This window comes from Streptomyces sp. NPDC005576 (genome assembly GCF_042871745.1).
In the GTDB taxonomy this organism is placed as follows: domain Bacteria; phylum Actinomycetota; class Actinomycetes; order Streptomycetales; family Streptomycetaceae; genus Streptomyces.
This window is the reverse complement of sequence record NZ_JBIAJC010000012.1, coordinates 31233-47496: the sequence shown is the minus strand read 5'-3', so window position 1 is coordinate 47496 and position 16264 is coordinate 31233. Positions and strand designations below refer to the sequence as shown.

Sequence of the window (16264 nt, the reverse complement as noted above, 5' to 3'; positions counted from 1 at the left end):
TCCCAAGCGCCGGACGAAGCGTCGTACTCCAGCTGCGGGTCCGGCGATTTCGGTGCGGGAACATCAAGAAGGCCCACGTCAACCGGAATCAGGACGCGACGTGAAATCCGCACGCTGACCGGCGCCTCTCCAGGGGGAGTACGGCCCCTTCGTCCTGGAACGCCGGTTTCCGTTCCTGGCTCAGCGTGCCGCATGCCGACCGCACGTCACACCGCTGCTGCTTGCGCAGAAGGGAACTCCTCAAGCACCCGTACGGATGCGACTTCCGCAGCATCGTCGGGCCCGGGGGGTGCGGCAGGACCCGCCTCGGTGCGGAGGACGCGGGTCCTCACCTGCGTGTTTGATCCTGTCGCTGACTGCGGACGCGTTGATCCCTCCCTCTGGCGGCCGGGTGCGGGCAACGGATCGGAGTGCTCAATTCCGTTCATGAATAAGGAAGTTGTATTGACTCGCACGTGTGCTGTTCATAACATCGAAACATCTGAAGCCACGTTTGGCTTGATCTCGTCGGCCTCAACGTCGCCGGATCCCCCTAGTGCCTTCGTACCGCCCGGATCCCGCTCACTGTTCGTTCTGCTCGACATCAAGCATCCGCTCATCACGCCCTGCGGCGTGCGCGCCCGGGGGAGCCCGATGAGTGTTCCAGTTCTGTGTCCGGACATGACCCATGGGCAGAGACGGCTGTGGTTTCTGCACCAGATGGAGCCGGACGACCCCTCGTACAACATCCCCCTCGTGCTGCGGCTGAGCGGTGATCTGGCGCAGTCGGCCCTCGGGGCCGCGTTCGACGAGGTGGTGGCCCGGCACGAGTCGCTGCGCATGCGCTTTCCGGACGAGGACGGCGCCCCCGCCGTGGTGGTCGACGCGCCCGCTCCGGTGGCCGTCGAGCACCTTGACCTGAGGGCCGGGAACCACCGGCTGGAAGCGGTGCTGGCCGAGCGCACCAACCGTGGCTTCGATCTGGGACAAGGGCCTCTGCTGCGGGTGTCCCTCTTCCGGACGGGCGACAGCGAGCACGTCCTGTGCGTGGTCCTGCACCACATCGTCGCCGACGGCTGGTCGCTCAACATCCTCCGCGAGGAACTGGCAGCGCACTACACCGCCCACCGGCAGGGTCGTGCCACCGGTCTGCCCCTGCCACCCCCCTACCGTGCGCAGGCCGCCGCGGAGGCACGGGAGGCGGACGGTCCGCAGACGCGCGAAGCACTCGCCTACTGGCAGGAACGCCTTGCCGACGCCCCCGCCCTTGAGCTCCCCCTCGAGCGGCCGCGACCCGAACAGCCCTCCACGCACGGTGCTTTCCACACACAGGTGATCACCGGCGCCGGGCCCGTGGTGGACGCGCTGGCCCGTGCCCGGCGCTGTACTCCGTTCATGGTCCTGCTCGCCGCCTACCAGACGGTCCTCCACCGCTGTACCGGGCAGGAGGACTTCTGCATAGGCGTCCCCACCGCAGGCCGCACCGACCCGGAGGCCGAGCAGGTCATCGGCTACTTCTCGCGCACGCTGGTGCTGCGCTCCGACCTCTCCGGCGACCCCGCTTTCGCCGATCTGCTGCGCCGGGCCCGCAGTACCGTCCTCGGGGCCTTCACCCACGAACGGATCCCCTTCGAGCGTCTGGCCGAATCCCTGCGCCTGGACCGTGATCCGGGGCGGACACCACTGTTTCAGACCCTGTTGACCGTTCACACGCAGGACGCGGGTCTGCTGCGTGCCACACCGTTCGCCGACCTCTCCTGCACCGAACTCGACCCGGGCATGGAGGCCTGCAAGTTCGACCTCACCCTGGACGTGCGGCGGGACGGCGAGGACGTCGTCGCCGTTTTCGGATACCGAACGGACCTCATCGACGCCGCATGGGCGGCTCGGCTCGGCCGGTGGTTCGAGACACTGCTGCACGCGGCGGTGGCCGACCCCGATACGCCGGTCCGCCGGCTGCCGATGGCGGACGCGTCGGAGCTCGCGGCCCTCCGGGAACGGGGCCGGGGACCGGTCCTGGCCGCAGGACCGCCGACCGTGCTCGCCGCCGTCGAGGAGGCGGTGCGCAACGGACCCGACAGGACCGCGTTGCGGGGGCGCGAGGAGTCTCTCGACTACGCCACCCTGTGGTCGCAAGCCGGCCGGCTGGCCGTGCGGCTTGCGGCCCACGGGATTCGTCAGGGCGACACCGTCGGCGTTCTGCTGCCGCGCGGCCCGCGCGCGGTCGTCGCGATGCTCGCCGCCTGGCGGGCCGGTGCGGCGTATGTGCCGCTCGACCCCGACTACCCGCCGGCCCGGATCGCCTTCATGATCGAGGACAGCGGAACCCGGGTCGTCCTCACGTCCGGCCGGGCAGGATCGCCCTTCCTTCCGGAAGGCGTGCGGACCCTGACCGCCGACGGGCAGGAGGCTCTCGGTGATCCTGTGAGCACCGACACGGTCAGTATGGGCGAACAGATCGGTGCTCCGGGCGCGTCCGGCAGTTCCCCTGCAGCCGTTCTTCCCGTCACCCGTCCCGACGACCCCGCCTATGTCATCTACACCTCGGGCTCGACCGGCACCCCCAAAGGCGTCCTCGTACCGCACCACGCACTCGCCCAACGGGTCCGGTGGATGCGTGAGGGCTACGGCATCACGCACACGGACCGCGTCCTGCACTGCGCCTCGCTCAGCTTCGACACCAGCGCCGAGGAACTCTTCCCGGCGCTGGCCGCAGGCGCCACCCTGGTCGTCGCCGAAGCCGGTGCCGCCCTGCCGGACCAGCTCGGCCACGCCTTCACCGCCGACGTAACGGTCATGGACCTGCCCACCCCTTACTGGCACCAGCTGGTCGGCGACCTGGACGCGGTGGCATGGCCCGACTCGTTGCGGCTGATGATCCTGGGCGCCGACCAGGTGAGGTCCACCGCGGTCGGTGCCTGGCGGGCCCGGTTCGGGGACCGGGTCCGGCTCGTCAACTCCTACGGCCCCACCGAGACCACGATCATCGCGACGACCGCCGACCTCGCAGCGGCCGACTCCCTCACCCGCCCGCCGATCGGCGCACCCATCGGCGGAGTCCATGTGACGGTCTGCGACGCGCAGGGCGGCCTCGTCCCGCCCGGCACCCCCGGGGAGCTGCTGATCGCCGGCGCGGGGGTGAGTTACGGATACACCGGCAGACCCGGCGCCACCGCCCGTGTCTTCGTTCCCGACCCCGAAGGACCGCCCGGGTCCCGCCGCTACCGGACCGGTGACCTCGTCCGCCACCGGTACGACGGCGCGCTGGAGTTCCTCGGCCGTCTGGACGGCCAGGTCAAGGTGCGCGGCTACCGGGTGGAGCCGGGCGAGGTCGAGAACGCGCTGATGCGACAGCCGGGGGTCGCGGAAGCGGTGGTCGTCGCCCGTGGGGACGCCCTGGTGGGATACGTGGTCCCGGCAGCTCCCACCGAGGGCCCGCACGCTCCTGGAGCCGGCAGTGGTGAGCCAGGCCGTGAGGTCCTCGACCCTTCCGCCCTGCGGGCCGCGCTCGCCGCATCCCTCCCCGCCCACCTGGTACCCAACGCCGTACTCGTCCTGGAGCGGCTGCCGCTCACGCCCAACGGAAAGCTCGACCGCGCCGCCCTGCCCGCCCCCGACCAGCGCCCCGCGCTGCGCGAGGCATACGTGGCCCCGCGCACCGAGGCGGAGGAACTCGTCGCGGACATCTGGCGCGAGGTGCTCGGCATCGACCGGGTGGGGGCGATGGACGACTTCTTCGACCTCGGCGGGCACTCGTTGCTCGCCACCAGGGTGATCGCCCGGATCCGGGCAACCGCTGAACTCACCGTCCCCCTGCGCACCCTGTTCACACACCGGACGGCCGCAGCCTTCGCCGAAGCGGTGGAAGCCGCCCTGGTGGCCGAAATCGATGCCCTCTCGGACGACGAGGCCGCGAGCCTCCTGTCTGCCGGTGAGGACTCCCTGGAAGGAACCGGTTCGCCGTCATGAGCGAAACCACCACATCCTCCGCAGGTCTCTCCGAGGCCAAGCGCGCGCTGCTGAGCCGCCGGCTGCGGACCGGCCTCACCACCGCGCCCCGGCCCGTCGTTCCCCGGCGAAAGGACGGGGAGGTGCCCCCGCTCTCCTTCGCCCAGGAACGCCTCTGGTTCATGGAGCAGTTCGCACCGGGCACCGCCGCCTACAACATCCCGGTGGCCCGGCGGCTGCGTGGCCCACTGGACCGCGGGGCGCTGGAGCGCGCCCTGGACATGGTGGTGGCCAGGCACGAGACTCTGCGCTCCCGGTACCCTGCGACCGACGACGGCAGGCCCGTCCTGGAGATCGCCGAGCCCGCGCCCGCTCCGCTGCCCGTTGCCGACGCCGTCGACGAGGCGCACGCGGCACGGCTGGTGGACGAGGCAGGAGCCCGGCCCTTCGACCTCGTCGCCGGCCCCCTGCTGCGGACCCTTCTGGTGCGGTGCGCACCCGACGAGCACATCCTGCTCCTCGTGGTGCACCACAGTGTCAGCGACGGCTGGTCCAGCGAGATCCTCATATCCGAGATCCTGCGCTGTTACGCGGCCCAGATCGCTGGAGACCCGGATCCGCTGCCCGAACTCCCGGTCAGGTACGGAGACTTCGCGCTGTGGCAACGCGACCGGCTGAGCGGGGACGCGATGGCCGCAGAGGTGGCCTACTGGGCTCGGGAACTAGCCGGCGTTGAGCCCCTCGTGCTGCCCACCGCCCGGCCGCGGCCCGCCCGGCAGACGTTCGACGGGGCCGGCTACGGCTTCCAGGTGGGCCGAGAACTGCTCGACAGGGTCACCGCTCTCGGCAAGGCCCACGGTGCCACCGTCCACATGGTGATGCTCGCAGCCTTCCAGGTGCTCCTCGCCCGCTTCAGCGGACAGCGCGACTTCGCGGTGGGCTCCCCGGTGGCCGGTCGGCCGGAGCCCGAACTCGAAGATCTCGTCGGCATGTTCGTCAACGTGCTGCCCCTGCGGGCCCGGCTCGACGGGGATCCGGGCTTCGCCGCGCTGCTGGAGCGGACCCGGGAGACCTGCCTGGATGCCTACGCCCACCAGGAGCTGCCGTTCGCCCAGCTGGTGACCGAACTGGGCGTCGAGCGCGACGTCTCCAGACCGCCGGTGTTCCAGGCCGTGCTCGCCATACAGAACTACGCGACCGCTCAGCAGCGGGACGCGAAGGGGGCACTGGGCGCGGAGACGTACGGCCTGCGGGCCGCCGGCACGCGGTTCGACATCGAGCTGTTCCTGATGGAGTGGCCGGACGGGCTGCGGGGAGCCTTCAACTACAACACCGACCTCTTCGACGAGGCGGACGTCGCCCGCATGGCGGGACACCTGGACCGGCTGCTGCGCGCGGTGACCGAGCACCCCGACGTGCCCCTGTCCGAACTGGACTGCCTGTCGGGCGACGAACGCCGGTTGGAGCTGGAGGAGTTCAACGCCACCGATGTCACGCTTCCGGCCGATGCCACCCTGGTGTCCCTGATCGGCGAGCAGATCGCGCGCACCCCTGAAGCGGTGGCGGTGACCGCCGACGAGGGCACGCTCACCTACGCGGCACTCGACGAGGCCGCCGACCGGATCGCCGGCCGGCTCATCGCGGCCGGAGTCACCCGCGGCGACGTGGTCGCCGTCAGCGCCGAACGCTCGCACGCCCTGGTCACGGCGCTGCTCGGCGTGATGCGTACCGGCGCCTGCTACACCCCGCTGGACACCGAGTACCCGGCAGAGCGGCTGCAGTTCATGCTCGCCGACAGCGGAGCGCGCGTCCTGCTCACCCAGCGCGGGCTTCCCGTACCCGAGGTCTGCGACGCGGCTGTGCTGTACGTGGATGACCTGGGGGACCTGGACGACGATGCGCATCGTGGGAGCGCTCCCGCCGCGAGTCGGGGTGCAGGGCCGCAGCCGGACGATCCGGCCTACCTGATCTACACCTCCGGCTCCACCGGCCGACCGAAGGGGGTGCCGAACACCCACCGTGCCCTGGTGAACCGGCTGCTCTGGATGCAGCGGAGCTACCCGATCGGCCCCGACGACCGGGTACTGCAGAAGACTCCGGCCGGATTCGACGTGTCGGTCTGGGAGTTCTTCTGGCCCCTGATGACCGGGGCGCGTCTCGTCCTGGCCCGCCCCGGCGGGCAGAAGGACGCCGCCCATCTCCAGGAACTGATCCGCTCGGTCCCCGTCACCGTCGCCCACTTCGTCCCCTCGATGCTGCCGCTCTTCCTCGCCGAGGAAGGAGCCGGCCGGTGCACCGGGCTGCGGAGGGTCGTATGCAGTGGCGAGGCGCTGCCGCCGGACACCGCACGTGCCTTCCGGGCCCTGCTGCCGGACTGCGCGCTGGCAAACCTCTACGGACCGACCGAGGCGGCCGTCGACGTCTCCTCGTGGGAGTGCGAGGGCATCCTGGACACGGTGCCGATCGGGCGGCCGATCGACAACATCCGGCTGTACGTCCTGGACGGAGCGCTGCGGCCGGTACCGCCCGGCGCCCCGGGCGAGATCCACATCGGGGGGACCGGTGTCGCCCTCGGCTACCACCGCCGGCCCGGCCTGACCGCGAGCCGTTTCGTCCCCGACCCGTACGGCCCGCCCGGCTCTCGGCTCTACCGGACCGGCGACCTGGGCAGGCGCCGCCCCGACGGGACGCTGGAACACCTCGGACGGATCGACCAGCAGGTCAAGCTGCGCGGGCTCAGGATCGAGCCCGGTGAGATCGAGTCCGCCCTGCGCGCGCTGCCGGCCGTGACCGAGGCGGCCGTCGTCGTGCGCGAGGACAGTCCGGGGGACAAGCGGCTGGCGGCCTACCTCGTCACGGAGGACGGGCCGGACGGCCTCGATCCACAGGAGCTGCGGACACGGCTCAAGCTCGTCCTCCCCGACTACATGGTGCCCGTCTCCTTCACCGCCCTGCCCGCCCTGCCGCTCACCCCCAACGGAAAGCTGGACCGCCGGGCGCTGCCGAAGCCGGAGCTGCACCGAGCCCCGGGAGCCGCTCTCGCGCCCGAGAGCCCTGCCGAGCGGGTGCTCGCCGCGATCTGGGCCGAGGTGCTCGGACTGGACGAGGTCGGGGCGGACGAGGACTTCTTCGACCTCGGCGGGCACTCGCTGCTCGCCACCCAGGTCGTGGCCAGGGCACGGACCCTGCTGCCTGAGGCCGGGGCCCGCCCGGTCAGCGTGATGGACCTGTTCACCTGCCGGACCGTCAGAGACCTGGCGGCGCTGGCGGAACTGCCCGAGGACGCCCGGGGCCCCCGCAGACTGCTGCACCGGCTGACCCCCGCGGTCCCTGCCGGTCGCCGGCGCGCCACCTTGGTCTGCGTTCCGTACGGAGGCGGCAGCGCGGTCGTCTACCAGCCCGTCGCCGACCTGCTTCCCGACGACTACGAGCTCTGGTCCGTCGCGATACCCGGTCACGACGTCGGCGTCACCGAGGAGCACCTGCCGTTCGGAGAACTGGCCGGCAAGCTCGCCGCCGAAATACAGGAACGTGTCGAGGGCCCCCTGATCGTGTACGGGCACTGCGGCGTCGGCACCGCGCTGGCGGTGGCGACGGCGCGTTTGCTGGAGGCGTCGGGCCGGGAACTCGAAGCGGTCTACGCCGGAGCGCAGTTCCCCTTCGCGCGACCGCGCAGCCGTGTGCTCGGCACGCTGAGCCGGATCGCCTCCCTGGAGGCCCTGCTCGGAAACCGGGTCTACGTCAACTGGCTCACCGGGATGGGGGTCGACACCTCCCAGCTCGACCGCGAACAGACCGCGTTCATCGTGGGCAACATGCGCCGTGACTCGCAGGCCGCGGAGGACTACTTCACCGGTGCGATAGCCGACGTGGAGGCGGGAGCACCACGGCTGCGCGCACCCCTGGTGTCGCTGGTGGGTGACCGCGATCCGGCTGCCGACTTCTATCAGGAGCGTTACCAGGAGTGGCTGCTGCTGGCCGAGCGCTCGGCGGTCGCGGTGATCGACCAGGGCGGCCACTTCTTCGTCAAGTACCGGGCCACGGAGGTCGCCGAGGCGGTCACCACGGTGCACCGCGCCCTGCGTGAGGGGGCCACCGCGTCGCTGCCGGAGCGGACTCCGGACGCGGCGTGGTGGTTCCACGGGGAGACGGGGCCTACGGAGACGGCCGCCGATCCGTCCGACCGGACCGGCGCCCCGGCGCGGGACACGGCCGGGCCGGACGGCGCGGACCGTGAGCCGGCGGCCGGCCAGGGACCGGACCGCGCCCCCGGCCCCCGCCGGTCACGCGGAGGTGGCGGCCCGTCCGACCGGACCGGCGCCCCGGCGCGGGACACGGACGGGCCGGAACCGGGCATGGCCCGCTTCCTCACGGTCGTGCTCGGCCAGCTCGCCTCCATCATGGGGTCCGCGCTCACCGAATTCGCCCTGCCCATCTGGATTCTGCTGGAGACCGGGTCGATGACCCGGTTCGCGCTCTACTCCGTCGTCGCGATGCTGCCGGGCATTCTCATCGGTCCGCTGGCCGGAGCCGTGGTCGACCGCTTCGACCGCCGCAAGGTCATGCTGGCCGGTGACATCACCGCCGGACTCAGCCAGGTAGCCATGCTCACCCTTCTGCTGGCCGGGCAACTGGACACCTGGTATCTGTACGTACTGCTCGCCGTGCTGTCCGTGGCGTTGACCTTCCAGCGCCTCGCCTACAGTTCGGCCGTCCCGCAACTGGTCCCGAAGCAGTACCTCGGACACGCCAACGGAGCCGTACAACTTGCTTTCGGCGCAGCGCAGTTCGTCGTACCGCTGGTGGCGGTCGCGCTGATGGCGGGCATCGGGCTGCGCGGCGTGCTCGTCCTCGACATTTTCAGCTATGTCGTCGCCGTGGGAGTGCTGCTGTGCGTCAGGTTCCCCCAAACGCTGCCGTGGAGCCGCCGGGAACCGGTGGTCGAGGAGATCAAACAGGGGTTCAGGTACACCTGGCACAACCGTGGATTCCGCTCCATGCTGCTGTGGTTCGCTGTTCTGAATCTTTTTCTCTCGCCCCTCTTCCTGCTGGTGACACCGCTGGTGCTGTCCTTCGGCACTCTGGACGACGCGGCCGGGGTGGCTATGGCGAGCGGCGCCGGAGCCATCGTGGGTGGAGTGCTCATGGGGGTGTGGGGCGGACCCCGCAGACACCGGGTGCGCGGCATGCTGGCGCTGGCCGCCGTGTTCGCCCTGGCGAGCGCGGTGACGGGTTTGCGCGCCGACCTCTGGGTGATCGGCGCCGGAGCCTTCGGGATGGCCTGCGCCATCTCGATGGTCAACGGGGTGTACTCGACGATCGTGCAGGTGAAGGTGCCGCAGCGGTTCCACGGCAGGGTCTTCGCCCTGAACACACTGGTGGCCTGGTCCACACTGCCGATCGGCCACGGCCTCATCGCCCCCCTCGGCGTCAAGCTGTTCGACCCGCTGCTGGCCGGGGACGGGGTGCTGGCGGGCAGTGTGGGCCGGGTGATCGGGACCGGCCCGGGACGCGGAATCGGCCTGATGTACCTGCTGTTCTGCCTCGTCATGCTGGTCCTGGTGGCCTTCGCCCTGCGTTGGCCGGTGCTCGCTCGTTTCGACCTGGACGTGCCGGATGCCGAGCCGGACGATCTGATCGGGCTCAGGGAGCGTGCCCGGGCCCTGGCGGCGGCGAAGGAGAAACGCGAAGCGTCTCCGGAGGCCGGTAATGATCCGGTGCCGGCCGGGGCACAGCGGTGACCGCCCCCCGGCGCGCGGCCGCCGCGCCGCCTCCCGGATCCCTGCTGGAGGTGCTGGCCCACCGCGCCGCACTCCACCCCGGCCGCACCGCGCTGCGCAACGGCGGGAGCAGCCTCGACTTCGGCAGCTGGCAGCGCCGCTCCGCCGCCCTCGCCGCGGGGCTCCTCGCGCGCGGGCTCGGCCCCGGGGAGCCGGTGGGGCTGTGGTACGGGAGCACCCGCTGGACGGAGTACGCCGTTGCCTACTGCGGGGTCCTGCGGGCCGGCGGGGTCGCCGTACCGCTCAGCGACCGCATGGCACCGGCCGCCGCCGCGCATGTCCTGAGCGACTGCCGGGCGGTCGCCGTGCTGCACGCGGCGGACGGACCGCCGCCGCGGCTTCCCGAGGGGGTGTGGGCGGCGCCGGGCGACCTGATCGAGGCGGAGGCCGGCGAGGAGGTGCCGGACATCGCGCCGCCCGCTCCCGGCGCGCCCGCGCAGTACCTCTATACCTCCGGCACGACCGGGCTGCCCAAGGGTGTCCGCGCGACCCATGCCAACCTGGCCCACGGGTGCACCCTCGACGAACGACGCAGGCCGCTGCGGCACTCCCGTACTTTCCTCCACAGCTTTCCCATCGGGACGAACGCCGGCCAGACGATGCTCGTCAACTGCCTGAACGCGGCAGCCACCGGTGTCGCGGCCCCGCAGTTCACCCCCGTGCGGTTCGCCCGGCTGATCGAGGAGCACACGGTCGGCAGCGTGTTCCTGGTGCCGGCGACCGCCATCGAGCTGCTGGCCTCCCCGGCCCTGTCGCGCTGCGACCTGAGCTCGGTCCGGCTGGTCGGCTCCACCGCCGCGGCGCTGCCGCAGCCCGTCGCGCTGCGCCTGTCGCACGTCTTCGACGGTGCGCAGATCGTCAACTACTACACCTCCACCGAGGCCGCGCCCGCGCAGATCACCCTTCTCTTCGATCCCGCCCGTCCGGACTCGCCCGGTCTGCCGGCCGCGCTCGACCAGCTGCGGATCACCGACCGTGACGGCCGCCCCGTGCCCGCCGGCGAGGCCGGTGAGATCTGGCTGCGTTCTCCCGCCTCGCCCCGCTCCTACCTCGGACCGGAGGGAAGCGGCACGGACGTCTTCCAGGGCCGGTGGGTGCGGATGGGCGACCTCGGGATGCTGGACGACGACGGCTACCTCCACCTGCTGGACCGGGAACGCGACGTGGTGAAGTCCGGGGCCTACAAGGTCTCCACGATCCAGGTGGAGAACGCGCTGCACGCCCATCCCCAGATCGCCGATGCCGCGGCCTTCGGGATCCCGCACCCGGTGCTGGGCAGTGTGGTGGCGGCCGTGGTGGTACCCCGGCACGGCGAGCTGGACGTTGTCGGGCTGCGGTCCTTCCTGCTGGACCGGCTGGCGGCGCACGAGCTCCCGGCCCGGTTCCTCTTCCGCACCACCCTGCCCCGCAACGAGGGCGGCAAGGTCCTCAAACGTGAACTGCACCGGCTCCTGGACGACGAGGCGATCTCATGACCCTGCCCACACCCTCCGCGGCTCCGCTCGGCCCAGCCGTGCCCGGACCCGTCCGGTTCGGCCCAACCCCGCTGGACCCGGCCCAGCACGGTGTCTGGGTCACCGAACAGGCGATGCGGACCGGTTCGGCCTATCACCTCAGCGTCGCGCTCCACTTCCGGGGGCCGCTGGACCTGGCGGCCCTGCACACCGCGTGGACCTGGTTCGTGCACGACAACCCGGTGCTCGCCGCCCGCGTCGACCCCGCCGGACCGTGTCTGGTCCCGGGGCCGGTTCCCTCCGTGCGGCACCACACCTGCGCTCCCGCGGACCTGGAGAAGCTCCAGGAGGAGGAGGCCGCCGCCGCGTTCGCCCCGGACGGTGCCCTGGTCCGCCCGACCCTCTTCACCACCGGACCCGGTTGTCACACGTTGCTGCTGGTCGCCCACCACATCGTCTTCGACGGCGAGTCCAAGGACGTGTACGTGTCCGGGCTGGCGCGTCACTACCGGGCCGCGACCCAGAACGCCGCCCCCGCCCCCGCTTCCTCGGACCGGCACACACCCCATGCGTCCGCACCCGCCCTCGCCGGGCCCGCTGTCACCGCACCCGCTCTCACCGGGCAGGCCGTCGACGCCGCGGCCCGGTTCTGGGCCGGCCGCTGGCGGGAGAGCTCCGCTCCGGCCCTCCCGGGCCAGGCCGCGCACTTCCTGGTGGAACCGGTCGCGCCCGCTCCCGGGAACGCTGCCGGCTTCCGGGTCGACGGCCGGCGGCACGCCCGCCTGACCGCCACCGCTGCCGCGCTCGGCCTCACCCGGTTCGAACTCCTGACCGCTGCCTGGCACGCGCTCCTGCTGCGTTACGGCAACGCCGAGCCCGTCACCGCCGTCGAGCTCTCGACCCGTGCCCCGGCCACACCCGGACGGGCAGGGCTCCACGTCAACGAACTGCCGCTCTTCACGCACCCGCGACCGCACGCCCCGTTCCGGGAGTTCGCCCACGAGGTCCGCGAGGAACTGCGCGCCCTGTACGCCCACCGGCCGGTGCCGCTGAGTCGTGCCGTCCGTGGGCTGACGCCGCGCACGGCACTGTGCCCGCTCTCCCTCAGCTACCGGCGCCGCACCACCTCGGCGCAGCCCGGCTTCGGTGAGGCGCTGGATGTCCGTACCGAATGGATCGGCTTCGCCGCTACCGCCCGCAACCTCGCCCACCTCCAGCTCGTCGACTCACCGGACGCGCTCGAAGGCAGCCTGCAGTACCGCACGGCCGCCTTCGCCCCCGAAGCCCCCGCACGTGTCCTGACCCACTTCCTCACCCTGCTGGACGGCGCGCTGGACGCGCCGGACACCCCCATCGCCGACCTGCCGTTGCTCCCCCCGCAGGAGCTCGCGCTCCTGCTCACCGACACCACGTCCGCGCCCGGCAACGCCGACGTCAGCCTGCCCGCCCTGTTCGCGGCCCAGGCCGCGGCCACTCCGGACGCCGTCGCCGTCGTCGAGGGTGACGACGAGATCAGCTACGCCCGGCTCGACGCGGCGGTACGCCGTTTCGCGCACCGGCTGCGCGGACGGGGCGCCGGCCCCGGCACCCTGATCGGCATCGCCCTGCCCCGGTCAGCCGCCCAGCTCGTCGCCGTGCTCGGGGTGCTCACCGCCGGCGCTGCCTATCTGCCGCTCGACCCCGACCACCCCGAGGAGCGGCTGGCGTTCATCCGCGCCGACTCCGGTCTCGCCCTCCAGGTCTCCAATGATTCCGGGCCCGGCGTCCTCGCCCCGGAACCTCTCGGTGAGGCCGGCACCCCACCCCCCGCCCCGGCCCCGCCGGCCCTCGAAGACCCCGCGTACGTGCTGTACACCTCGGGCTCCACCGGTACGCCCAAGGGGGTCGAGGTGGCGCACGGGGCGCTGGCGAACCTGCTGGCCGCGATGGGCGAAACAGTCGGCGCGCGGCCCGGGGACCGCTGGCTGGGCCTCACCTCACTCTCCTTCGACATCTCCACCGTCGAGCTCTTCGTCCCGCTCGTCACGGGAGGTCGCGTCGTCCTCGTGCCGGAGGGGCGGCACCGCGACGGCGAGGCGCTGACCGGCCTCGTCGAACGTCATGGGCTCACCCATGTGCAGGCCACGCCGAGCGGCTGGCGGCTGATGCTCGCCGCCGGACTGCACGCCCCCGCTCTCGTCGCGCTCTCCGGCGGGGAAGCGCTGCCCGCGCCGCTTGCGGCCACGCTGCGCGGCGTGGTGGGGCGGCTGGTCAACGTCTACGGTCCGACGGAGACCACGGTCTGGTCGACTTCCGCCGATGTCGGGGCGGACGGCCCCGTCACCATCGGCGGCCCACTGGCCAACACCCGTACGTACGTCCTGGACGAGTTTCTGTGTCCGCTGCCGTACGCGACGACCGGCGAGCTGTACATCGGGGGCAGCGGTGTCGCGCACGGGTACCGCGGGCGGGCGGGGCTCACCGCGAGCCGGTTCGTGCCCGATCCCTTCGGGCCGCCCGGCTCCCGGCTCTACCGCACCGGGGATCTGGTCCGGCTCCGGACCGACGGGAGGCTGGAGTTCGCGGGCCGGTCCGACACCCAGGTCAAGATCCGCGGACACCGGGTCGAGCTCGGCGAGGTCGAGACCGCGCTGTGCGCTCATCCGGGGGTGGCTCAGGCCCTGGCCGTGCTCCGTGAGGGGGCGGACGGCGACCAGGGCCGGCTCGTGGCCTACGTCGTGCCCGCACCGGTCGGCCCGGTGCCGACTTCCGACGCCCTGCGGGCCCGTCTGGCCCGGAGTCTGCCGGCGGCCGCGCTGCCCGCCGTGTACGTGATGCTCGACGCGCTTCCGCTCACTCCCAACGGGAAACTCGACCGGGCCCGTCTGCCGGAGCCGCCGCGGAGCCGCGAGACGACGGACGAGCAGGTCACCGGTGGCGGGGAGCGGGGAGTGGTCGCCGCCGTGCTGGCGATCTGGCGGCACGTGCTCGACCTGGAGGACCTCGGACCCGACGAGGACCTGTTCGACCTGGGCGGCCACTCACTGACGATCACCTCGATCGCGGGCCGCATCCGCAAGGAGCTGGGTGTGTCGGTCCCCTTCGACGTTTTCTTCGACAGCCCCACCGTCCACGGCGTCGCAGCATGCGTCACCGACCTCATGGAGGAGAACAGATGAACGCGAGCATCCGCTACCAGGTGGTGGTCAACGAGGAGGAGCAGCACGCCCTGTGGCCGGCCGAGTCGCTCCCGCCGCAGGGGTGGCGGCCGGACGGATTCAGCGGCACGGAGGACGAGTGCGTCGTCCATGTCGACGAGGTCTGGCCCGACATCAGGCCGCTGAGCCTGCGTCGGCGGCTGGCGGAGCAGGAACAGCTGTGAGCGCCGCCGCCCCTGCCACCGGGACGCGCGCACGGCTCGCCGCGCTGATCCGCGAGGCCATGGACGGGCAGATCGGCACGACCGAACTCCTCGGCTCCCGGGCGACTCTGACCGAGGTGGGAGTCACCTCACTGGGCCTGCTGAGGCTGGCCGACGCCCTGGAGGAGGAGTTCGGTGTCGAGGTCGATCTCGCCGACCCGTCGTTCTACCGGGAGACCGTGGACACGCTGGCCGCCCGGGTCGACGCCGCGGACGCCGGACAGCCCCGTGAGTGAGCCGGCGGTCCCCGCTGCGGACCTCGTGGCGGTTCCCGCGGCGGTCCTGGCGGTGGACGTGGTCGAAGTCCCCTTCACCGGGGACCGCTCGGGGACGGCGCCGCTGACGTGGGGGCAACAGGCGATCTGGAACGCGATCCTGCGGACCGCCCCGAACGACATCTACTTCAACATCGGCCGGCTCCTTTCCCTGCCGGAGCGCGGCCGGAGGACCGGGCTGGCGCAGCTGACCGCCGCGGTGGCGGCGTTGATGGAACGCCACGAGGCCCTGCGGACCAGGCTGCGGGGGACGGAGCGGACACCGGAGCAGGTGCCGGTGCAGGCGCTGTCGGACTCGGGCCTGCTGCCGCTGACCGTGGTCGACGAACCACGGCCGGAGCACGCGGACGCGGCCGCACACCATCTGCTCGACCGGCTGAGTGCCACCCGGTTCGACTACGAACGGGAGTGGCCGCTGCGGGTCGGTGCGGTCCGCAGCGGGGGCAGGGTGACGCACGCGGTGCTGGTGCTCTGTCATCTCGCCTGCGACGGACACGCCGCCGAACAGGTGGTGCGCGACCTGCGGCTGTTGGTCGTACGCGGCTCCGCCGGCCGGAAGCCGCGCGCCACGCCTATGGATCTCGCCGTGGAACAGCACGGACCGGCGGGGGTGCGCCGCAGCGAGCGGGCGCTGGCCCACTGGGAGTCCTTCTACCGCAGCATCCCTCCGACGATGTTTCCCCGGCAGGCCGCAGCTCCCCAAACCCCCCGGTTCTGGAGCGGCCGACTGGTGTCGGAAGCCCTCGCCATGGCCACCGACGCGCTGGCCGCCGCACACCGCGTCAGCGGGTCGACGGTACTGATGACCGGCATGGCGGCTCTCGTCGCGGCCGACGGCGGACACGGCACCGCTGCGATGATGCCCATCGTCGCCAACCGCACCGCCGCGGACCACCGGGATTTGGTGGCGATGCTGTCCCAGGACGCTCCGTTCCTCCTCGACACCACCTCGGCCGTACGGTTCACGGACCTGCTGCCGGTGGCGTGGCGTGCGGCGATGGCCGGGTACCGGGCCGCCGCGTACGACCCCGTCGCGTGGGAGGCGCTCCGTGAGCGGATCGGCCAGGAACGCGGCACGCCTGTGCATCCGTACTGCTGCTACAACGACCAGCGGTTCTTCGCGCGCCCGCCGGCGGATGGCCCCCCGCCGGGAGCCGACGAGCTGAGGAAGGCCCGGACACGTACCCGGTTCTCCTTCCCCGCCACCCAGGAACGGCTGGGCTGCCGCTACTGCGTCCATGTGACCGAGGAACAGGGCACGCTCGCCGTCATGTTGACCGCGGACACCGCGTACCTGCCGCCGACGGCGATCCGGGCGCACCTGGAGGCGCTGGAGGAACTGATCACTGCCGCCGCGTGCGGGTCCTCCCCGCTGCTGTCCGATCTGCCCGGGCTTCTGGGGCGCGGGGACGCCGCCCGCACCTGACC

General features: G+C 72.1%; 7 protein-coding genes. All 7 read left to right on the top strand.

Annotated elements, in window-relative coordinates; translation table 11 throughout:
* The first annotated feature begins 660 nt into the window (after nt 1–660).
* The 7 genes from ACFYPN_RS22115 to ACFYPN_RS22085 are packed head-to-tail and all read left to right on the top strand — an operon-like array spanning nt 661 to nt 16262.
* Nucleotides 661–3948 (top strand): amino acid adenylation domain-containing protein, encoded by a 3288-nt coding sequence (locus ACFYPN_RS22115; protein ID WP_389300349.1) that lies wholly within the window; start codon nt 661–663, stop codon nt 3946–3948.
* A complete protein-coding gene (locus ACFYPN_RS22110) occupies nt 3945–9668 on the top strand; it encodes an amino acid adenylation domain-containing protein (protein WP_389300346.1) in 5724 nt (1907 codons plus the stop codon). The genes ACFYPN_RS22115 and ACFYPN_RS22110 overlap by 4 nt, the downstream gene beginning before the upstream one ends.
* Complete coding sequence (locus ACFYPN_RS22105) at nt 9665–11182, top strand: class I adenylate-forming enzyme family protein (protein ID WP_389300344.1); 1518 nt, start codon at nt 9665–9667, stop codon at nt 11180–11182. Before ACFYPN_RS22110 ends, ACFYPN_RS22105 begins: the two co-directional genes overlap by 4 nt.
* A complete protein-coding gene (locus tag ACFYPN_RS22100; RefSeq protein ID WP_389300341.1) occupies nt 11179–14319 on the top strand; it encodes an amino acid adenylation domain-containing protein in 3141 nt (1046 codons plus the stop codon). Before ACFYPN_RS22105 ends, ACFYPN_RS22100 begins: the two co-directional genes overlap by 4 nt.
* Nucleotides 14316–14522, top strand: a complete 207-nt coding sequence (locus tag ACFYPN_RS22095) for an MbtH family NRPS accessory protein (protein ID WP_358763860.1) — start codon at nt 14316–14318, stop codon at nt 14520–14522. Before ACFYPN_RS22100 ends, ACFYPN_RS22095 begins: the two co-directional genes overlap by 4 nt.
* Nucleotides 14519–14797: a phosphopantetheine-binding protein gene (locus tag ACFYPN_RS22090; protein WP_358763862.1), complete on the top strand. Its 279-nt coding sequence runs from the start codon at nt 14519–14521 to the stop codon at nt 14795–14797. Before ACFYPN_RS22095 ends, ACFYPN_RS22090 begins: the two co-directional genes overlap by 4 nt.
* A 52-nt stretch (nt 14798–14849) precedes the next feature.
* A complete protein-coding gene (locus ACFYPN_RS22085; protein WP_389300683.1) occupies nt 14850–16262 on the top strand; it encodes a condensation domain-containing protein in 1413 nt (470 codons plus the stop codon).
* The last annotated feature ends 2 nt before the right edge of the window (nt 16263–16264 follow it).